The 19,762-nt window shown below is 55.4% G+C and carries 18 protein-coding genes; 13 read left to right on the top strand and 5 right to left on the bottom strand.

The features are described 5' to 3' along the window. Nucleotides 1-6: 6 nt before the first annotated feature. Nucleotides 7-765 carry a phosphonate metabolism protein PhnP gene (gene phnP / locus KGP24_RS01965; protein ID WP_223562204.1) on the top strand — a complete coding sequence of 253 codons (759 nt, stop codon included), beginning with the start codon at nt 7-9 and terminating at the stop codon, nt 763-765. Nucleotides 766-805: 40 nt separating this feature from the next. On the opposite strand, the gene yjdP is transcribed toward phnP, so the two are convergent. Then, the gene (yjdP, locus tag KGP24_RS01960; RefSeq protein WP_033144428.1) at nt 806-1,129 is read right to left on the bottom strand and encodes a DDRRRQL repeat protein YjdP; all 324 of its coding nucleotides are present in this window, start codon (nt 1,127-1,129) and stop codon (nt 806-808) included. A gap of 69 nt (nt 1,130-1,198) precedes the next feature. After that, nucleotides 1,199-3,487: an ATP-binding protein gene (locus tag KGP24_RS01955; RefSeq protein WP_223562203.1), complete on the bottom strand. Its 2,289-nt coding sequence runs from the start codon at nt 3,485-3,487 to the stop codon at nt 1,199-1,201. A 181-nt stretch (nt 3,488-3,668) separates the two neighbouring features. On the opposite strand from KGP24_RS01955, the gene KGP24_RS01950 reads away from it, so the two are divergent. From KGP24_RS01950 to lpxO, 7 genes are all read left to right on the top strand, one after another. Beyond that, nucleotides 3,669-5,189, top strand: coding sequence for a sugar ABC transporter ATP-binding protein (locus KGP24_RS01950; RefSeq protein WP_223562202.1), 1,521 nt, complete (start codon nt 3,669-3,671; stop codon nt 5,187-5,189). After that, complete coding sequence (locus KGP24_RS01945) at nt 5,186-6,181, top strand: ribose ABC transporter permease (protein ID WP_032662554.1); 996 nt, start codon at nt 5,186-5,188, stop codon at nt 6,179-6,181. Before KGP24_RS01950 ends, KGP24_RS01945 begins: the two co-directional genes overlap by 4 nt. 32 nt (nt 6,182-6,213) lie before the next feature. Next, nucleotides 6,214-7,155: an ABC transporter substrate-binding protein gene (locus KGP24_RS01940; protein ID WP_045143063.1), complete on the top strand. Its 942-nt coding sequence runs from the start codon at nt 6,214-6,216 to the stop codon at nt 7,153-7,155. 49 nt (nt 7,156-7,204) lie between these two features. Next, nucleotides 7,205-7,891, top strand: coding sequence for a D-lyxose/D-mannose family sugar isomerase (locus tag KGP24_RS01935; protein ID WP_223562201.1), 687 nt, complete (start codon nt 7,205-7,207; stop codon nt 7,889-7,891). A gap of 10 nt (nt 7,892-7,901) precedes the next feature. Continuing rightward, on the top strand, nt 7,902-8,762 hold the full coding sequence (locus KGP24_RS01930; protein WP_223563440.1) for a ketose 1,6-bisphosphate aldolase: 861 nt from the start codon (nt 7,902-7,904) through the stop codon (nt 8,760-8,762). After that, nucleotides 8,762-9,766 carry a carbohydrate kinase family protein gene (locus KGP24_RS01925; RefSeq protein WP_223562200.1) on the top strand — a complete coding sequence of 335 codons (1,005 nt, stop codon included), beginning with the start codon at nt 8,762-8,764 and terminating at the stop codon, nt 9,764-9,766. The genes KGP24_RS01930 and KGP24_RS01925 overlap by 1 nt, the downstream gene beginning before the upstream one ends. A 143-nt stretch (nt 9,767-9,909) precedes the next feature. Next, a complete protein-coding gene (gene lpxO, locus KGP24_RS01920; protein WP_223562199.1) occupies nt 9,910-10,818 on the top strand; it encodes a lipid A hydroxylase LpxO in 909 nt (302 codons plus the stop codon). 3 nt (nt 10,819-10,821) lie between these two features. Here the strand turns inward: lpxO and KGP24_RS01915 are convergent, their stop codons facing one another. Further along, nucleotides 10,822-11,553 (bottom strand): response regulator transcription factor, encoded by a 732-nt coding sequence (locus KGP24_RS01915; RefSeq protein WP_223562198.1) that lies wholly within the window; start codon nt 11,551-11,553, stop codon nt 10,822-10,824. 256 nt (nt 11,554-11,809) lie between these two features. On the opposite strand from KGP24_RS01915, the gene fdhF reads away from it, so the two are divergent. Together fdhF and KGP24_RS01905 are read left to right on the top strand one after the other, a co-directional pair. Beyond that, nucleotides 11,810-13,957: a formate dehydrogenase subunit alpha gene (fdhF, locus tag KGP24_RS01910; RefSeq protein ID WP_223562197.1), complete on the top strand. Its 2,148-nt coding sequence runs from the start codon at nt 11,810-11,812 to the stop codon at nt 13,955-13,957. 293 nt (nt 13,958-14,250) lie between these two features. Beyond that, nucleotides 14,251-15,620, top strand: a protein-coding gene (locus KGP24_RS01905; protein ID WP_223562196.1) for an IS3 family transposase whose coding sequence is annotated in 2 segments (ribosomal slippage) — nt 14,251-14,740 and nt 14,740-15,620 — 1,371 coding nt in all. Because the reading frame shifts where the segments join, the coding sequence is not laid out codon by codon here. A 567-nt stretch (nt 15,621-16,187) separates the two neighbouring features. Here KGP24_RS01905 and KGP24_RS01900 read toward each other — a convergent pair. Next, on the bottom strand, nt 16,188-16,703 hold the full coding sequence (locus KGP24_RS01900; protein WP_133059446.1) for a hypothetical protein: 516 nt from the start codon (nt 16,701-16,703) through the stop codon (nt 16,188-16,190). Nucleotides 16,704-16,860: 157 nt separating this feature from the next. Continuing rightward, the gene (gene arsH, locus KGP24_RS01895; RefSeq protein ID WP_086527855.1) at nt 16,861-17,559 is read right to left on the bottom strand and encodes an arsenical resistance protein ArsH; all 699 of its coding nucleotides are present in this window, start codon (nt 17,557-17,559) and stop codon (nt 16,861-16,863) included. Nucleotides 17,560-17,644: 85 nt separating this feature from the next. On the opposite strand from arsH, the gene KGP24_RS01890 reads away from it, so the two are divergent. From KGP24_RS01890 to arsC, 3 genes are read left to right on the top strand one after another with little or no spacing between them, the layout of a single operon-like run. Next, a complete protein-coding gene (locus KGP24_RS01890; RefSeq protein WP_086527856.1) occupies nt 17,645-17,965 on the top strand; it encodes a transcriptional regulator in 321 nt (106 codons plus the stop codon). 45 nt (nt 17,966-18,010) lie between these two features. Next, nucleotides 18,011-19,300, top strand: coding sequence for an arsenic transporter (locus tag KGP24_RS01885; protein WP_223562195.1), 1,290 nt, complete (start codon nt 18,011-18,013; stop codon nt 19,298-19,300). A gap of 12 nt (nt 19,301-19,312) precedes the next feature. Next, complete coding sequence (arsC, locus tag KGP24_RS01880) at nt 19,313-19,738, top strand: glutaredoxin-dependent arsenate reductase (RefSeq protein ID WP_223562194.1); 426 nt, start codon at nt 19,313-19,315, stop codon at nt 19,736-19,738. Nucleotides 19,739-19,762 lie beyond the last annotated feature (24 nt).

The raw sequence follows: 19,762 nt of genomic DNA, 5'->3' as shown, positions 1-19,762 counted from the left end.
TGCGTTATGAGTCTGACAATGACGTTGACGGGGACGGGAGGGGCACAGCTGGTGCCGGTCTTTGGCTGCGACTGCGCGGCCTGCCGACGGGCGCGCCTGCAGGACAGCTTTCGCCGTCGCCCCTGCAGCGCGGTGGTCAAATTCAACGACGCGGTAACGCTGCTGGACGCGGGCATTCCGCACCTGATGGACGACTGGCCGGCGGGCAGCTTCCAGCAGTTTTTGCTCACCCATTACCATATGGATCACGTTCAGGGGCTGTTCCCCCTGCGCTGGGGCGTGGGGGCGACCATTCCGGTTTACGGTCCGCCGGACGACGCCGGATGCGACGACCTGTTTAAACACCCCGGCATTCTGGATTTCAGCCACACGGTCGAACCGTTTGTGATGTTTGAGCTTCAGGGTTTGCGGGTCACGCCGCTGCCGCTCAACCATTCGAAACTTACCTTCGGGTATTTGCTGGAATCGGCCCACAGCCGCGTGGCCTGGCTTTCCGATACCGCCGGATTGCCGGAAAAAACGGTGAAGTTCCTGCTCAACAACCAGCCGCAGGCGATGATTATCGACTGCAGCCATGAACCGCGCGACGAGACGCCGCGAAACCATTGCGACTTAAATACCGTGATTGCGTTAAACGAGGCGATTGGCTGCCCGCAGGCGATCCTGACGCATATCAGCCATCAGTTTGACGTGTGGATGATGGATAACCCGCTGCCGCAGGGCATAGAAGCGGGCTATGACGGGATGGTGCTGGTGCTGGATTAGGTTTTCTCCCTCTCCCATGGGAGAGGGCAGCAGGCCGCACTTAGCCTCGATCGTAATCGTCTTCTAACCTGCGCTCATCCTCTTCTAACCGACGGCGATCGTCATCCAGCTGACGCTGACGCTCGTCCAGACGGCGGCGTCTGTCTTCAAGCTGCCGACGACGATCGTCGTATTGTCGACTGTCGATTTGACGACTGCGGTCATAACGATCGTCGTCATCATTGCTGCGGCTGCTGCTGGGGTTATAGGCATCGTTGATCGCCTGCTGAATGTTGCCAATAGCATCATCAACAATATCGGCATGAGCCAGCTGGCTGGTGAGTGACAGCAGACCAAATAACAGAGCAGTTGAGTAACGTTTCATAAGGCCAGACTCGCGGGTGAACTGGCCTTACGATAATGAACGGCGTGAAGCCGGGGTAGCGGAGGAATCTCAAATTACCATGACCTTGCGCAGCGCCTGCGCCAGCTGCACCCGCGTAAACGGCTTACGCAGTAGCTGGACGTCCGGCAGCTGAGGGTTATGCGCGGGCCGTAAATCCTGGCCGCTGATCAGCAGCACCGGAAGCTGCGGATAATGGCTGCGCACGTGGTTAATCACCTCGGCGCCGCTGAGGCTGCCGGGCAGCATCAGGTCGCTGATAAACATGCCAATATCCGGTGACGCCGCCAGCATATTCAGCGCCTGCTCGCCGTTGTCCGCTTCCAGCGTCAGATAGCCAAGCTGATGAAGCTGCTCGCACAGGGTCTGACGGACATCCGCCTCATCTTCCAGCACCAGCACCAGCCGCTCGCTATCGGCGGAGGCGGTGGCGGTGGCAGACCGCACTTCAGCAGCAGCAGCGGCAGGCAGCACCGAGCGCGGGAGATGAAGCCGAACGGTCGTTCCCTGCCCCGGCGCGCTTTCGATCTCTACGCGACCACCGGACTGGCGCACAAACCCATAGACCATCGACAGGCCCAGCCCGCTTCCGCTTCCGGTCTGCTTGGTGGTGAAGAACGGTTCAAAGACCCGGGATTTTACCTCCTGCGACATGCCGCTGCCGCGGTCAATGACCTCCAGCGCCACCATATCCTGCCTGCGCCCGTCGCTGCGCGTGACGCGCTGATTCCAGGTGCGAATTTTAATCACCCCGCTTTGCCCTTCCATCGCATCGCGCGCGTTCATCACCAGGTTGATGATGGCGTTTTCCAGCTGGCTGACGTCTATCCAGGCGGGCCACGCCGGGGTTTGCGCTTCAATCTCCAGGGTCAGGGTGGCGGGCAGGGAATGGCGCATCAGTTCCCGGAGGTTCTCCAGCAGCGGCAGCATCTCTACCGCATGCGGCGTCAGGGATTGCTTGCGGGAAAACGCCAGCAGGCGCTGCGTCAGTAAGGCACCACGCTCGGCCGCCTTCAGCGCCCGGGTAATGCGCGACGCGTCTTTCGATTCGGGGTCGGTGAGCTCAAGGCTGCCGATGATCACCGCCAGCAGGTTGTTAAAATCATGCGCCAGCCCGCCGGTCAGCTGTCCGACCGCCTTCATCTTCTGGCTGTGCAGCAGCGCCTCTTCCAGCCCCTGACGCTCAACGCGGTCGATCTCCATCTGCGTGGTTTTCTCTTTCAGCAGGCGCGTGGTGTGCTCAAGCGAGGCGGTATTACGGGCAAACACGTTAAACGCGCGCGCCAGCTCACCCAGCTCATCGCGCCGCTGGAGGGCAGGAACGGAGACATCCTGTTCGCCGTGAGCAAGGCGCGACATCGCCCGGGAAATGGCCGTCAGGTTAGAGGCGAGATTGCGGTAGATATACCAGCAGGCGCACCCGGTGATGATCAGCGCCAGCACGGCGAAGATGCTGATAAACACGCTTATGGACTGCAGCTCGTGATGACTCTGGGCCGTGCGAAGCCGGGAGGCCTGCGCCACCTGCCCGACGTACTGATTAATGTCGCTGTTGAGGATCGCCACCAGCGCCTTGATGTGGAACATATACCAGCTTATCGCCAGATCGCTCTCTTCAAGCTCCTTCGACAGCGGGGCGAGCTTGCCTAACTCGGCATTAAAATCAGGCAGTACCTCCTTCACGACCGGCTGTACGGCACGCCGGGGCAGCGCTGCGGCCACGGCGTCCAGCTGCTGAACGGTCGCGCGCGGCGAAGGGGTGTCAATGGCGGCGGCGATCAGCCGGTCCATCTCCATCAGCTGCTGCGCATCCGGTACGTTGCTGTCGTAACGGCGGTTGATGTCCTGCAGATGGCGCAGATAGCTCTGGCTTTGATACAGCGAGCTCAGCAGCGCGTTACGTTCCAGATGGCGTCGCTGTCCGCGCTCAAGCATCTCCGTCACGCTCTGCCGTAACTCATTGCTTCGTTGAATAATACGCGCCACCAGGGCTGGCTCCTGCTGCGCCAGCGGCGCCTCAGCAAGCTGTTCCAGCGAGCGGCGCAGCGCCATTTGCGTCTGCTTCAGGCGCTCGGCTTCGCCTTTGTACTCCAGCGCCCCGACGACCTGCGAAAGCCGCACCGCCGCCGTCGCCACGTTTGCGGTATCACGAGCCAGGTTCATGCTGCCGGTCATGTCATCCAGCGTTTGCTGCTGCACCTGCTCCTGGATTTGACTGGCGTGACGAAAGCCGAGCACCGCCACGCCGCTCACCATCAGCGTCACGGCGACCACCAGCAGATTAAATATCAGCAGGCGACCGCGGGCGCTGGCGAAAAACGGAGGGCGGCGTGATGGCATGGATTGAGGCTCCTGTGCGGTTTGCTGCCCTCACCCTGGCCCTCTCCCACAGGGTGAGGGAAAAGGAAAATGTGATGGCGATTAGCTATTCATAACTATGACAAATATGAACAGCTTCTGACATTTTGCATTTACGTACCTGTGATGAAGTGCAGATATCGGCATTCGCAGGAGATCCGCCATGAGCAGAACCCCGGTATTAGAGATGCGCAGCATTGCCAAAACGTTTGGCAGTTTCCACGCGCTCAAGGGTGTAGATTTGACGGTCTTCCCCGGAGAGATCCACGCGCTGATGGGGGAAAACGGGGCGGGAAAAAGCACGCTGATGAAAATCCTCGCGGGAGCCTATACCGCCACCAGCGGTGAGATCCTGATCGACGGTCAGCCGTTTCACATTAAAGGGCCGAAAGATGCTCTGGCCGCAGGCATTACCCTGATTTATCAGGAGATGCAGCTCGCGCCCAATCTGACCGTTGCCGAAAATATCTTTCTTGGCAGCGAGCTGTCGCGCGGCGGGATGGTCCAGCGCAAAGAGATGGCCGCCCAGGCGCAGACGGTGATTGACCGCCTCGGCGCGCAGTTCAATGCCACCGACCTGGTGATGAAGCTGACCATTGCCGAACAGCAGCAGGTGGAAATTGCCCGCGCGCTGCACCGCAACAGCCGCATTCTGGTGATGGATGAACCCACCGCCGCCCTCTCCTCGCGGGAAACGCATCGCCTGTTTGAACTGATTTTGCGCCTGCGCGATGAAGGGATGGCGATCGTCTATATCAGCCACCGCATGGCGGAAGTGTATGAACTCTCTGACCGCGTCAGCGTTCTGCGTGACGGGCAGTACGTCGGCAGCCTGACGCGCGACAGGCTGAACGCCTCTGAGCTGGTGCGCATGATGGTGGGCCGCCCGTTAAGCGACCTGTTCAACAAAGAGCGTGATATTCCCCTCGGCAGCCCGCGCCTCAACGTCCACCACCTCACCGACGGTAAAAAAGTACATCCTTGCAGCCTGCAGGTGCGTTCAGGAGAAATCGTCGGGCTGGCGGGCCTGGTGGGGGCCGGGCGCTCCGAGCTGGCGCAGCTCATCTTCGGCGTGCGTAAAGCCACCGGCGGCATGATTGAGGTCGACGGCGAGCCGGTGGTGATCCACTCCCCGCGCGCGGCCATCGAAAACGGCATCGGTTTTCTCACCGAAAACCGCAAGGAGCAGGGGCTGTTTCTGGAGCTGGCGGCGCAGGAGAACATCACCATGGCGACGCTGGAGCGCGACGCCACCTTCGGCATGCTAAACCGCAAAAAAGCGCAGGCCATTTCCGATGACGCTATCGCCCTGCTTAACATCCGCGTACCGCATTCGCAGGTGCGCGCGGGCGGCCTGTCCGGCGGCAACCAGCAAAAGCTGCTGATCTCCCGCTGGGTGGCCATCGGGCCGCGCATTCTGATTCTGGACGAACCCACGCGCGGCGTGGACGTCGGAGCGAAAAGCGAGATCTACCGCATCATGAACCAGATGGCCCGTAAAGGGGTGGCGATTTTAATGATCTCCAGCGAGCTGCCGGAAGTGGTGGGCATGAGCGATCGGGTCTACGTGATGCGGGAAGGCAGCATCGCGGGCGAGCTTCACGGGCGCGACATCTCTCAGGAAAATATTATGACGCTGGCAACCGGCGTGAACGACACTCATCATCAGGCGGTGCAATCATGACAACTCCAACCCATCCGCAGCAGGTGGCGAAATCCGCCTCCGCCAAAAAAATGCTGATGAGCGATCTGATGCAAACTGTCGGCATCCTGCCGATTCTTATCCTGATTGTGGCGGTATTTGGCTTTATCGCCCCGAACTTCTTCACCGAGAGCAACCTGCTCAACATCACCCGTCAGGCGTCGATCAACATCGTGCTGGCGGCGGGAATGACCTTCATCATCCTGACCGGCGGGATTGACCTCTCCGTGGGCTCGATTCTGGGGACCACGGCGGTAGCGGCGATGGTGGTCTCGCTTATTCCTGAGTTCGCCATGCTCTCAATCCCTGCCGCGCTGATGCTCGGCATGGTGCTGGGCCTGTTTAACGGCGCGCTGGTGGCCTTTGCCGGGCTGCCGCCCTTTATCGTCACGCTCGGCACCTATACGGCACTGCGCGGCGCGGCGTATCTGCTGGCCGACGGCACGACGGTTATTAACTCCAACATCAGCTTCGAGTGGATCGGCAATAACTACCTCGGCCCGATTCCGTGGCTGGTGGTGATCGCGCTGGCGGTCATTGCTATCTGCTGGTTCATCCTGCGCCGCACCACGCTCGGCGTCCACATCTACGCGGTGGGCGGCAACATGCAGGCGGCGCGACTGACCGGCATTAAGGTCTGGCTGGTGCTGCTGTTTGTCTACGGCATGAGCGGCCTGCTCTCCGGGCTTGGCGGCGTCATGAGCGCCTCGCGCCTCTACAGCGCCAACGGCAACCTCGGCACGGGCTACGAGCTGGATGCAATTGCGGCGGTGATCCTCGGCGGCACCAGCTTCGTCGGCGGGATCGGCACGATCACCGGCACGCTGGTGGGGGCGCTGATCATCGCCACCCTCAATAACGGCATGACGCTGATGGGCGTCTCCTACTTCTGGCAGCTGGTGATCAAAGGGGCGGTGATCATCATAGCGGTGCTGATCGACAAATACCGTACCCGACACCATCAAAGTGCATAACAACAAAACCCTACAGCTTCGAGGAAAACAATATGCGTTTGAAACCGTTAGTGACCGCGCTCTGTGCTGGCGCGCTGCTTGCCGCAACGCCGTTTGTGCAGGCAAAAGATCTGAAGTCCATCGGCGTGACGGTGGGCGACCTGGCTAACCCGTTCTTCGTGCAGATCACCAAAGGTGCCGAGCTGGAAGCGCGCAAGCTGGCAGGCGATAACGTCAAGGTGACGCTGGTTTCCAGCGGGTACGATCTGGGCCAGCAGGTGGCGCAGATCGATAACTTCATCGCCGCGAAGGTGGACATGATCATCCTCAACGCCGCGGACTCAAAAGGGATCGGCCCGGCGGTGAAGCGCGCGAAGGACGCCGGGATCGTGGTCGTTGCGGTTGACGTGGCGGCGGAAGGGGCGGATGCGACCATCACCTCCGATAACACCCAGGCGGGCGAAATGGCCTGTAAGTACATTACCGACCGCCTGAAAGGCAAAGGCAACGTGGTGATCATCAACGGACCGCCGGTCTCTGCGGTGCAAAACCGCGTGGAAGGTTGCCAGACGGAATTTAAAAAACATCCGGATATCAAGGTGCTCTCGGATAACCAAAACGCCAAGGGCAGCCGTGAAGGCGGTCTGGAAGTTATGACCTCCCTGCTGGCGGCCAATCCGAAGATCGACGGCGTGTTTGCGATTAACGATCCGACGGCGATCGGTGCCGATCTGGCCGCGAAGCAGGCCCAGCGCAACGAGTTCTTTATCGTCGGCGTGGATGGCAGCCCGGACGGTGAGGAAGCGCTGAAGCGCGAAAACTCGCTGTTTGTTGCAACCCCGGCGCAGGATCCGCAGGTCATGGCGGCAAAAGCGGTGGAGATCGGCTATGACATTCTACAGGGCAAACCCGCGCCGAAAGCGCCTGTGCTGATCCCGGTGACGATGATCGATAAAAAGAACGTCGGCACGTATAAGGGCTGGACGGTTAAATGATCCTTTTCCCTCTCCCGCAGGGAGAGGGAACCGTTTTCAAGGAGTCCCCATGAAACGCTCCGACATCAATGAAATTCTCGGCCACACGCGACAGTTTTTTTCTATGCACGACGTTCACCTCCCGCCGTTTGCCAGCTTCCCGCCCACAAAATGGCAGCAGCTTGACCAGGCCGCATGGCAGGAGGTGTTCGATCTCAAGCTCGGCTGGGATGTGACGGCGTTCGGCGGCAACAGCTTTGCCGCTGAGGGCCTGACGCTGTTTACCCTGCGCAACGGCTCGCCCAACGGCGTGCCTTATGAAAAGTGCTATGCCGAAAAAATTATGCACGTGCGCGACGGCCAGGTGACGCCGATGCATTTTCACTGGCGCAAGCGGGAGGACATCATCAACCGGGGCGGCGGGAATCTGATTATTGAGTTATGGAATGCCGGGGCGCATGAAGAGAAGGAAAACACCGACGTGACGGTCACCGTCGACGGCTGCCGTCAAACCCATGCGCCCGGCAGCCAGCTGCGCCTCACGCCAGGGGAAAGCATCTGCCTGACACCTGCTCTGTACCACAGTTTCTGGGGCGAACGCGGCTTCGGCGACGTGCTGGTCGGGGAGGTGTCATCGGTAAACGACGACGAGCACGATAACCACTTTTTGCAGCCCGTGGCCCGCTATAACAACATCGAAGAAGACGAACCGGCGCTGCTGGTGCTGTGCAACGAGTACAACCTGTTCCGGATATAAGGAGTAAATGATGCCATTGATCTCTCTTGCCGACGGTCTGGAGCACGCCAGGGCGCATCGCTACGCGCTCGGCGCGTTTAACGTGCTCGACTCCCACTTCCTGCACGCGCTGTTCGCCGCCGCGAAGCAGGAACGCTCGCCGTTTATCATCAACATCGCCGAAGTGCATTTTAAGTACGTGTCTCTGGATTCGCTTGTCGAAGCGGTTAAGTTCGAAGCCGCCCGTCACGATATTCCCGTGGTGCTCAACCTCGACCACGGCCTGCATTTTGACGCCGTCGTGCGCGCCCTGCGCTTAGGGTTCAGCTCGGTGATGTTCGACGGCTCTACGCTGAGCTATGAGGAGAACATACGCCAGACGCGGGAGGTGGTGAAGATGTGCCACGCGGTCGGCGTGTCGGTGGAGGCGGAGCTGGGCGCGGTCGGTGGCGATGAGGGCGGCGCGCTGTACGGTCATGCGGATGAAGCCTTCTTTACCGACCCGCAGCTGGCGCGGGAATTTGTCGATTCTACCGGCATTGACGCTCTGGCCGTCGCCATCGGCAACGCGCACGGAAAGTATAAAGGCGAGCCGAAGCTCGATTTCCCGCGCCTGGACGCCATTCGCCAGCAGACGGGGCTTCCGCTGGTTTTACACGGCGGCTCCGGGATTAGCGATGCTGATTTCCGCCGCGCCATTGAGCTCGGTATTCATAAAATCAACTTCTATACCGGCATGTCGCAGGCCGCGCTCGCCGCCGTTGAGCAGCGCATGGCGAACCGCCTGCCGCTGTACGATGAATTTGCCGAGCTGCTGCTGGGGATAGAAGAGGCGATTGCCGATACGGTCGCCGAACAGATGCGCATCTTCGGCAGCGCGGGGCAGGCATAATGGAACGCAAAGGCATCATCGCCGCAGGCAACATGCTGGTGGATCACGTCCACCAGATCGTTCAGTGGCCGGAGCGCGGCTGGCTGGCGGAAATTACCCACAGCGAACGCTCAACCGGCGGCGCGCCGCTCAACGTGCTGCTGACGCTGGCGAAAATGCACGTTGGACTGCCGCTGCAGGCGGTGGGGCTGATTGGCGAAGATGCCGACGGGGATTACATCCTGGCGATGCTCGACCAGTACCATGTCAACCGCCAGCGGGTTCAGCGCACCACCTTTGCACCGACCTCCATGTCGCAGGTGATGACCGATCCCAGCGGACAACGCACCTTTTTCCACTCGCCGGGCGCCAACCGCCTGCTGGATCTCCCCGCCTTCGATCGCTTAGACGGATCGATGAAGATCTTCCATCTCGGCTACCTGCTGCTGCTCGATAGCCTGGATATGCCCGATGACGAGTTTGGCACCCGCAGCGCGCGGCTGCTGGCGCAGATGCGCGACCAGGGGTATGAAACATCGCTCGATCTGGTTTCCCGCAAGGGCGACCCGCGCTATCAGCCGCTGGTGCTCCCTGCCCTGCGCCATCTTGATTATCTGGTGATTAACGAGCTGGAAGCCGGGGAGTTTAGCGGCCTGACAATGCGTGACGAAAACGACGCTCCGCACATCGCGCACATCGCAGAGGCCGCGGCGCAGCTGCTGGCTGCCGGCGTTCGCCAGCGGGTGGTGATCCACTGTTCGGAAGGAGCATGGGGAGAAGCACGCGGTGAGGAAGGTCGCTGGATCCAGTCATGGATGCTGGAGCAGGAAGAGATTATCGGCAGCGTCGGCGCGGGCGATGCCTTTTGCGCAGGCTTTTTATACGGCTGCCATGAATCGCTGCCGCTGACAGAGAGCATTTATCTGGCACACGCCTGCGCGCGGGCAAGCCTGCTGGCCGCCAATGCGATTGATGGCGCAAAAACGCTGGCCGAGCTGCAGGCGTTTATTCGCGAGAGCGTTTAATTTAACAATAATTGCTATTTTTCATTACAGTTCTATGAATTTTTTCTCCCCGAACTACACTCTCTCCATCTGGCATATTCGGCGTGGACAGCACTCTGTCCGCACGCTTTTCCGAAATGAGATAGAAAGAGGACAAGGGAAAAATGTTCGCAGCAATCATCATCGGTATTTTCATTATCAGCGTTATTTATGCGCATTCACGCGGCAAAGAAAAACAGACGCTTTCTCGTCAGCTCTTTGACCATTCGACGTTTATGGCACCCATCAATATGTTTATGACGGCGTTTTCTTCCCTGCCCGCCAGGCAGCCTTTCTTTGAAACAGAACGCTTCCCGGAATTAAATAAGCTTACGGAAAACTGGCAGGTTATTCGCGAAGAGGCCCTGCGTTTGCAGCATCATATTAAGGCTGCGCAAAATAATAACGACGCTGGCTTTAACACCTTTTTTAAACGCGGCTGGAAACGTTTTTATCTGAAATGGTATGCCGATGCCCATCCCTCCGCGCAGTCTTTATGCCCGGTGACGACCCGGCTGGTGAGTGAAATCCCCTCGGTGAAAGCGGCCATGTTTGCCGAGCTGCCGGCGGGTGCGAAGCTTGGCAAGCACCGGGATCCGTATGCGGGCTCGGTTCGTTACCATCTGGGCTTATTTACACCGAATGACGATCGCTGCTTTATTGAAGTCGACAGGCAGCGCCACAGCTGGCGGGATGGTGAAGCCGTTATTTTTGATGAGACCTACGTCCACTGGGCAGAGAATAAATCGGATCAAACGCGCATTATTCTTTTCTGTGATATTGAGCGCCCGATGAAATGGCGCTGGGCGCAGGCGGTTAACCATTGGGTGGGAACCACGCTGATGTCTGCAGCCAGCTCACCGAATGACGAGAATGACAGCACTGGCGGCATTAACCGTATTTTTAAATACGTGCATGCGGGCCGCGAACGAGGACAGCGTCTGAAAAAAAGGAACCGTAAGGCCTATTACGCCCTCAAGTATCTGTGCATCGTGGCAATTTTTGCCGCCATCATTGTTCCGGCGATAACGTAACGTTTATGCCGCCTGTTCGGGCCGGCTCACATCGGTGGCAAACACGTAACCCAACCCGCGGATCGTTTTGATAAGCGCAGGCTGATGCGGATTAGCCTCTATTTTCCGGCGCAGGCGCATGATCAGCACGTCAATCGTGCGGTCAAACACGTCCGCGCTTTCGCTGTGGGTCAGCTCGAGCAGCCGGTCACGGCTCAGCACCCGACGGGCATTTTGCGTGAGCGCCAGCAGCAGGCCGTACTCGCCCTGGGTTAAGGGCACGGTATTACGCTGCGGATCGCTCAGCTCGCAGCGGGTGGTATCAAGCGTCCATCCGTTAAACGCAATGCCCGCGACGGGCGCTGCGGGGGCTTCTGCCGCCAGCACGCCCGTACGGCGCAATACCGCTTTAACGCGGGCGACCACCACGCGCGGGTTGAACGGTTTGCCAATATAATCATCTGCCCCCATCTCCAGCCCCACCACCACGTCTGACTCACTCCCCAGCCCGGTTAACATCACAACCGGTAGCGCCGGGCGCTGCTTTTGCAGCTGCAGCAAAACCTGCAGACCGTTGATATCCGGCAGCATCATATCCAACAGCACCAGCGCGATATTCGGCTCCTGCTGTACCTGCCGCAGTGCATCCTGGCCGCTATGGCAGACAAGCACGCTAAAGACGTGCTCGCTCAGCACGTCCTGAAGCAGTTCGCAGACTGCCGTATCGTCATCTACCACCAGAATCGCCGGTTTCATCGTATGCTTCCGTCAGGGGATTATATTAAGTCTGAACCATTCTGCCGCTGGCTCCAGTCAAATGGTTTTTTCAGTGACGGAAATTCAACCCATGTCACATCCGCCGCCCTGTCGACACGTCAATTTTGACGATTCGCTGCTTTTTGTCAGGGTTTTCACCGCGAAGGGACCGTAAAGTCAGGGTATACCCATACAAAAAACATGGCATAGAAGCTGCATAGTGGGTGCGAATGATTCGATTAACTGGAGCAGACTGATGAAAAAAGTCGTCACGGTTTGCCCTTATTGTGCCTCAGGTTGCAAGATCCACCTGGTGGTCGATAACGGCAAAATCGTCCGGGCAGAGGCCGCACAGGGGAAAACCAACCAGGGCACGCTATGCCTGAAAGGTTACTACGGCTGGGATTTTATTAACGATACCCAAATCCTCACCCCGCGCCTGAAAACCCCTATGATACGCCGCGAGCGCGGCGGCAAGCTGGAAGCCGTATCCTGGAGCGAGGCGCTGGATTACGTCGCCACGCGCCTGAGCGCCATCAAGGCCAAGTATGGCCCGGATGCGATTCAGACCACCGGCTCTTCACGCGGGACGGGGAATGAAACCAACTATGTGATGCAAAAATTCGCGCGCGCCGTTATTGGTACCAATAACGTCGACTGCTGCGCTCGCGTCTGACACGGCCCATCGGTTGCAGGTCTGCACCAGTCGGTCGGTAACGGCGCAATGAGTAATGCCATCAACGAGATAGATAACACCGATCTCGTCTTCATCTTTGGTTATAACCCGGCGGATTCTCACCCTATCGTCGCGAACCACGTTATTCGCGCCAAACAGAACGGGGCGAAAATCATCGTCTGCGATCCGCGCAAAATTGAAACCGCGCGCATTGCGGATATGCACATCGCGTTGAAAAACGGCTCGAACATCGCGCTGTTGAACGCAATGGGGCACGTCATTATTGAAGAGAATCTGTACGACCAGGCGTTTGTCGCAACCCGTACGGAAGGCTTTGAAGAGTATCGGAAAATTGTCGAAGGCTATACGCCAGAGTCGGTGGAAACAATCACTGGCGTCAGCGCGCAGGAGATCCGCCAGGCGGCACGGATGTATGCCGGGGCGAAAACCGCCGCCATCCTGTGGGGCATGGGCGTGACCCAGTTCTATCAGGGCGTGGAAACGGTACGTTCTCTGACGAGTCTCGCGATGCTGACCGGCAATCTGGGTAAAGCGCACGTCGGCGTCAACCCGGTACGTGGTCAGAATAACGTCCAGGGTGCCTGCGATATGGGCGCGCTGCCGGACACCTACCCGGGCTACCAGTACGTGAAGTTCCCGGAAAACCGCGCCAAGTTCGCGAAGGCCTGGGGCGTGGAAAGCCTGCCGGAACACACCGGATATCGCATCAGCGAGCTGCCGCACCGCGCGGCGCACGGCGAAGTGCGTGCGGCCTACATCATGGGTGAAGATCCGCTCCAGACCGACGCCGAGCTGTCTGCGGTGCGCAAAGGGTTTGAGGATCTGGAACTGGTGATTGTCCAGGATATCTTCATGACCAAAACCGCAGCGGCAGCGGATGTGATTTTACCGTCGACCTCCTGGGGCGAGCATGAAGGCGTCTACACGGCGGCAGACCGCGGCTTCCAGCGCTTCTTTAAGGCGGTCGAGCCGAAGTGGGACCTGAAAACGGACTGGCAGATCATCAGCGAAATCGCCACTCGTATGGGTTACCCGATGCACTACAACAACACTCAGGAGATCTGGGACGAGTTGCGCAGTCTGTGTCCGGACTTTTATGGGGCAACCTATGAAAAAATGGGTGAGCTGGGATACATCCAGTGGCCGTGTCGGGATGTGTCAGAGACCGATCAGGGAACGTCATACCTCTTTAAAGAGAAGTTCGACACCCCGAACGGGCTGGCGCAGTTCTTCACCTGCGACTGGGTCGCGCCAATCGATAAACTCACCGACGAGTATCCGATGGTGCTCTCCACCGTGCGTGAAGTGGGCCACTACTCCTGCCGTTCGATGACGGGTAACTGTGCCGCGCTGGCCGCGCTGGCGGACGAACCGGGCTACGCGCAAATCAACACCGCCGACGCAGAGCGCCTCGGCATTGAGGACGAAGCGCTGGTGTGGGTGAGCTCGCGCAAAGGCCGGATCATTACCCGTGCGCAGGTCAGCGATCGTCCGAACAAAGGTGCGGTCTATATGACCTACCAGTGGTGGATTGGCGCCTGTAACGAGCTGGTGACGGAGAACTTAAGCCCGATAACCAAAACGCCGGAGTATAAATACTGCGCCGTACGCGTGGAGCCGATTGCGGATCAGCACGCTGCGGAACAGTATGTGATTGACGAATATAACAAGCTGAAAGCCCGACTTCGCGAAAGCGCAATGGGTTGATGCCGTGAATTAATCAGTGAATAAAGGGAGTGAATGTTCACTCCCTTTTTATTTCAGATTAATTCATTAAATACATCAATTATTATTCTGGAAAGCGGCTCGCAGAAATAATGTAATTTACGCAGAATAGAATTACATCTTTGCATTTTAATTCAGAGGGATAAGATGTGCGGTGGGTGCTTAAGACTTTCTGTCTTGAGCATTGTTGAGGGACAGAAAGTGGAAAGCCCCGGGAAATTTTCATTTAACCTGAACTGCACCCATTTAGTTGGACTCTCAAATTGGAGAGTCCCATGTCCAGACGTAAGTATACCTTTGAAGAGCGCCTTGAAGTCGTTATGCACTATTTTGCTAGCGATGAGGGCTATCGTTTAACCTCCGCTCGATTCAATGTACCCAGAACCCAGGTTAGAATCTGGGTTGCCGCCTATGATACACATGGAGAAGAGGGACTAAGGCCCAGGGATAAAGGCGTATCAATTGATCCGGACATACGAGTTGAAGCAGTGAAAGCAGTGCTTTCAGGTCAGATTTCCCAGAATCAGGTGGCCACAAAATTCAATCTTGCAGGTGCTGCGTCTGTAGGCAAGTGGATGAAAGTATTCAAGGAGCATGGGGAAGAGGGGCTTCGCTCACTCAAGATAGGTAAAAAAAGGGCTCCTCATATGACTGAAAACCCTGAAGCTGCAGAAGCCACACTGGAACGCTCGCGAGCACAAAGGATTCACGAGCTGGAAAAGAGAATAAAGTTTCTTGAGTTACGGATACTTTACCTGCAAAAGTTGAAAGCCTTAGTTCAGTAAGAGACAAGGTCAGAGTTGTAAATGAACTGAGGCAGTTTTACCCACTAGAACAATTGCTCAGTATGGCCAGGATACCTAGGAGCACGTTTTACTACCATCTTAAAGCACTTAAGTCGGCAGGAAAATACGATGAAATAAACCTCAGAATTAAAGAGATATATGATGAAAATCAGGGACGCTATGGCTACCGTCGTATAACTCTGGCTCTCAGAAGAGAAGTGGGCGTGATCAACCACAAAGTCGTTCAGCGCTTAATGAACGGGCTTGATCTCAAAGCAGCTATCAGGGTTAAACGCTACAGTTCATGGCGTGGCGAGCGAGGTTGTACGGCTGACAACATCTTACAGCGAAATTTTAAAGCCAGCAGACCTAACGAAAAATGGGTCACCGATGTCACTGAATTTGCCGTCAATGGTCGAAAACTCTATCTTTCACCCATCATCGACCTCTTCAATAACGAAGTAATTTCCTTCAGTATTTCAGAGCGCCCAACAATGCCAATGATTGATGATATGCTCATTAAGGCATTTGCCAGGCTGGATGCGGACAGCGCTCCTGTTCTTCACTCAGATCAGGGCTGGCAATACCGTCATAGATGGTATCAGTATCAGTTGCGAGAGTTCGGTGTCTTACAGAGCATGTCCAGAAAAGGAAACTGTCTGGATAATGCCTGTGCTGAATGTTTTTTCGGAACGTTAAAGTCAGAATGCTTCTATACCAATAAATTCAATGATCTTCATGAACTTAAGAAAGCCATTGAAGATTACATTCGGTATTACAACACCAGACGAATCAGCCTCAAGTTAAATGGTCTTAGTCCCGTTGAATACAGACTTAAATCTTACCCATTGAGGATTTAGCCACGCTAACGACACTGCATTTTGTTGAGTTTGTCACTCAGCAGTATCACTTGAGCAGAGGTTTCAATAGCGCAAATGTCAGTGCGCTATTGCGGGATTTAGTGGTGTTTTTTCAGATTAAAGTTGGGCTAATCAGCACTGAAAGTTAGCAAAACGTGCTTCCCGTAAAAATTTTACAAAACTTTTTACGCTGAAAACATGCCTCAAATTCGCAACAGGAAGCCCGCTGCGCGATTTTTCGTTACATGTAACGCCGATTGCAGTTCAACAGTAAAAAACGGTTGTTGGGGGTTTTGGTTGCGAACTGCAGGCTGTTAAAACGCATTCCTGCACAGAAGAATTGTCATGAATAGCTATGAATAGCAGTGACCTTGCAGGTAAAGGTCAGGTTCATTACTATTCACTCATCGATACTGACCGGAACCATTCAACACGAATATGTTGATGGGGTATTGATGTCGGAGAACAATCTCCCCCAGCCTAAGAGCGGGATACCCAAAGACAGAGACCGGACCCCAACAAGAGTGGATAACATCGATGGTCTACTCTGGTGAAAAGGCGCTGATATCAGCGCCTTTTTGCTTTTCTGGATGTGTAAACCGTCTGTCCGTTCAGTCGAAGATGTGCAACATACGAAAACTTCATTGGCTTACTCTTTGGAATGGAGTGTCGCCCCCATTGATGGACTTCGTATGCAGAGACGACATACAGCTTCAACCCGTTAGGGTGACTGTTGTCCTTGCGAAGGTCAAAGAAGATCGCATAATCATTAACCTCCATATAGTGATACATCTCGTTGTTGCCCTTATTGATATGAGGAACAACATAGGAGGACAGCAGATTTGTTGAAAGCATCTTCGGTAAGTTAAGGCTGGCCGCATATCTGTCTGCACAGAAAAATCGATCAGGTGGGATTTCCGGCCCGTTCCCTTTTTGATCAGAAAACACATGATTACTGTAGTTAATGGTGATCTGAACAGGGTCAGGAATATTGGCAATATCAGCCATAAACGTAAAAGGCGCCAGATGCTTCATGCAGTAACTTTTTCCATCAAAGGAAAGATTTTTATGTGCGCCTTTCACTTGTATCCCTTACAAATCCAATGGAGCTGGAATAATACCATATCCCCACCAACCGGGGGTGCGCCGGAGTTGTAAAAGATATGTATACTGTTTGCGCTTAGCCTGGCTCTCTTCCTGGCACCTGACCCAGCGCAAAAATGGCTGACTTTTTACCTCGTCAGAGCTTTTCCTGATTTACTCGCTCTGAGAGGGCCTGGTGACTCTCTTTTCGTTCAGAGTAACGGTCGGCGAGATAACCGGTATGTCCTTTAAGCAGTAACGTAATCTTAAACAACTCTTCGGCGACATCGACGATACGATCGTACCAGGAAGAAGGTTTCATTCTTCCGCTTTCATCGAATTCCTGCCATGCCTTTGCCACTGAGGACTGGTTAGGGATAGTGAACATCCGCATCCACCTTCCCAGAATGCGCATCTGGTTCACTGCATTGAAAGACTGAGAACCGCCGCAAACCTGCATCAATGCGAGGGTTTTTCCCTGGGATGGACGAACTGCACCTTCGCTCAGTGGTATCCAGTCGATTTGCGCCTTCATTATCGCGCTCATTGCTCCATGCCGCTCCGGAGAACTCCACACCATCCCGTCACACCATCTGACAAGCTCGCGCAGTTCGGTGACCTTAGGATGCGTATCAGGGGCGTCATCCGGCAATGGCAAACCTGAGGGATTAAACAGTTTGACCTCTGCCCCCATCGCCGTCAGCAGACGCCCTGCTTCCTCTGCTGCGTAGCGGCTGTAGGAGCGCTCTCTTACCGATCCATACAGAATTAAAATTCGTGGTGACTGCTGCATATGCAGACGCTCATGAATATGTTTATCAAAATATTCGGGGGTCAGAGCGGGAAATTGTTCCATTTTTCTACTCCATGGATAATGGATGATTTTAAAACCAACATATATGATTTATCATATGCGTATGATACATGGAATGGAGTGAAAAATGCTACAGCCTGTCCAGCTTTTCAAAATCCTTTCGGATGAAACAAGACTCGCTATTGTCATGCTACTCAGGGAGTCTGGAGAGCTTTGCGTTTGCGATATTTGTGCAGTCACTTCTGAGTCTCAGCCTAAAATATCGCGTCACATGGCCATCTTACGTGAAGCCGAGCTGGTTATTGATCGTCGAGAAGGCAAATGGGTCCACTATCGTCTGTCTCCCCACATTCCCGCATGGGCATCAGAGATAATCACAACATCCTGGCAGTCCCTGCGGGAGGACGTACGCGAATGGCTGGCAAATTCCGCCTGCACTTCATGTTGAGGTAATCAAACATATACACATAATCATATATTAACGGAGTCTAAAATGCTTTTGGCAGGGAGTATTTTTTTATTGACGCTAGTCTTGGTCATCTGGCAGCCCAGAGGACTTAGTATTGGCTGGAGCGCAAGTATCGGTGCTGTATTGGCACTAGGAACAGGCGTCATCCACATCGATGATATCCCCATTGTCTGGAATATCGTCTGGAATGCGACAGCTGCATTTATAGCGGTAATCATCATCAGTCTGCTGCTCGATGAATCCGGTTTCTTCGAATGGGCTGCGCTGCATGTCGCACGCTGGGGCCACGGACGTGGTCGCTTACTGTTTACCTGGATTGTCCTGCTTGGTGCTGCTGTTGCTGCGTTGTTTGCTAACGACGGCGCAGCTCTGATCCTGACGCCGATTGTGATTGCGATGCTGCTCGCTCTGGGATTCAGCCGGGGCACAACACTGGCCTTTGTCATGGCCGCAGGGTTTATCGCTGATACCGCCAGTTTACCGCTGATTGTCTCTAACTTGGTGAATATTGTCTCGGCGGATTTCTTCGGTCTGGGCTTTACGCCATACGCCTCCGTTATGGTACCAGTGAATTTGGCTGCAATTGCTGGCACGCTGATTATGCTTCATCTCTTTTTCCGCCGGGATATCCCCACGGCATATGACGTTTCACTACTGAAGGTGCCTGCTAGTGCGATCAAGGACCCGGCAACTTTCAGGGCGGGCTGGATTGTTCTGTTGTTTCTGCTGGTCGGGTTCTTTGCGCTGGAGCCGCTGGGGATCCCCGTCAGCGCGATAGCAGCAACAGGCGCAGTTGCTTTGTTCGTGGTAGCGAAAAGAGGCCATGCCATTAACACCGGTAAAGTGCTACGCGGAGCACCATGGCAGATCGTGATTTTCTCGTTGGGTATGTACATGGTTGTTTATGGCCTCCGCAATGCCGGACTCACAGAGTACCTGTCTGAAGTGCTTAACCTACTGGCGGATAAAGGGTTATGGGCTTCCACGTTCGGCACAGGCTTCCTGACGGCATTTCTGTCTTCGGCGATGAACAACATGCCGACTGTGCTGATTGGAGCACTGTCAATCGACGGGAGTACAGCGACCGGCATCGTCAAAGAGGCGATGATTTATGCCAATGTTATTGGCTGTGATTTAGGTCCGAAAATCACCCCGATCGGCAGCCTGGCCACCCTGCTGTGGCTGCATGTATTGGCACAGAAAAACATGACCATCACATGGGGATATTACTTCCGTACCGGCATTATCATGACGCTGCCTGTACTGTGTATCACTCTGGCCGCGCTAGCGTGGCGGCTCTCTGTCACTTTGTAATGAGATACCGATATGAGCAACATCACCATCTATCACAACCCGGCCTGCGGTACTTCACGCAACACGCTGGAGATGATCCGTAACAGCGGTAATGAGCCTACAATTATTTATTATCTTGATACTCCCCCGTCAAAGGATGAGCTTATTAAGTTGATTGCCGATATGGGCATTTCGGTACGGTCATTGCTGAGAAAGAATGTTGAGCCTTATGAGCAACTAAGTCTCGCTGAAGACAAGTATACCGATGAGCAGTTGATAGGTTTTATGGTTAAGTATCCTATACTTATCAATCGCCCAATCGTCGTGACACCGATTGGTACCAGATTATGCCGTCCTTCTGAGGTGGTTTTGGATATTATTCCTGAACCTCAGAAAGGCTCTTTCACGAAAGAAGATGGTGAAAAGGTCATTGATGAAAAAGGGAGGCGGATTAAGTAGGGAAAAGCAGTGGGATGGATAATT

Origin of the sequence: Enterobacter sp. JBIWA008, from assembly GCF_019968765.1 — a bacterium.
Taxonomy (GTDB): Bacteria; Pseudomonadota; Gammaproteobacteria; order Enterobacterales; family Enterobacteriaceae; genus Enterobacter.
The sequence above is the reverse complement of the archived record's forward strand: the minus strand, read 5'-3'. Positions and strand labels throughout refer to the sequence as shown.

What these genes read in the sequence shown, in the direction of transcription:
- lpxO (WP_223562199.1), top strand. Translation starts at nt 9,910, where the DNA reads ATGTTCGCAGCAATCATCATCGGTATTTTCATTATCAGCGTTATTTAT.
- KGP24_RS01890 (WP_086527856.1), top strand. Translation starts at nt 17,645, where the DNA reads ATGCTACAGCCTGTCCAGCTTTTCAAAATCCTTTCGGATGAAACAAGA.
- KGP24_RS01930 (WP_223563440.1), top strand. Translation starts at nt 7,902, where the DNA reads ATGCCATTGATCTCTCTTGCCGACGGTCTGGAGCACGCCAGGGCGCAT.
- KGP24_RS01945 (WP_032662554.1), top strand. Translation starts at nt 5,186, where the DNA reads ATGACAACTCCAACCCATCCGCAGCAGGTGGCGAAATCCGCCTCCGCC.
- KGP24_RS01955 (WP_223562203.1), bottom strand. Translation starts at nt 3,487, where the DNA reads ATGCCATCACGCCGCCCTCCGTTTTTCGCCAGCGCCCGCGGTCGCCTG.
- KGP24_RS01885 (WP_223562195.1), top strand. Translation starts at nt 18,011, where the DNA reads ATGCTTTTGGCAGGGAGTATTTTTTTATTGACGCTAGTCTTGGTCATC.
- KGP24_RS01950 (WP_223562202.1), top strand. Translation starts at nt 3,669, where the DNA reads ATGAGCAGAACCCCGGTATTAGAGATGCGCAGCATTGCCAAAACGTTT.
- arsC (WP_223562194.1), top strand. Translation starts at nt 19,313, where the DNA reads ATGAGCAACATCACCATCTATCACAACCCGGCCTGCGGTACTTCACGC.
- phnP (WP_223562204.1), top strand. Translation starts at nt 7, where the DNA reads ATGAGTCTGACAATGACGTTGACGGGGACGGGAGGGGCACAGCTGGTG.
- KGP24_RS01935 (WP_223562201.1), top strand. Translation starts at nt 7,205, where the DNA reads ATGAAACGCTCCGACATCAATGAAATTCTCGGCCACACGCGACAGTTT.
- KGP24_RS01915 (WP_223562198.1), bottom strand. Translation starts at nt 11,553, where the DNA reads ATGAAACCGGCGATTCTGGTGGTAGATGACGATACGGCAGTCTGCGAA.
- KGP24_RS01925 (WP_223562200.1), top strand. Translation starts at nt 8,762, where the DNA reads ATGGAACGCAAAGGCATCATCGCCGCAGGCAACATGCTGGTGGATCAC.
- yjdP (WP_033144428.1), bottom strand. Translation starts at nt 1,129, where the DNA reads ATGAAACGTTACTCAACTGCTCTGTTATTTGGTCTGCTGTCACTCACC.
- KGP24_RS01940 (WP_045143063.1), top strand. Translation starts at nt 6,214, where the DNA reads ATGCGTTTGAAACCGTTAGTGACCGCGCTCTGTGCTGGCGCGCTGCTT.
- arsH (WP_086527855.1), bottom strand. Translation starts at nt 17,559, where the DNA reads ATGGAACAATTTCCCGCTCTGACCCCCGAATATTTTGATAAACATATT.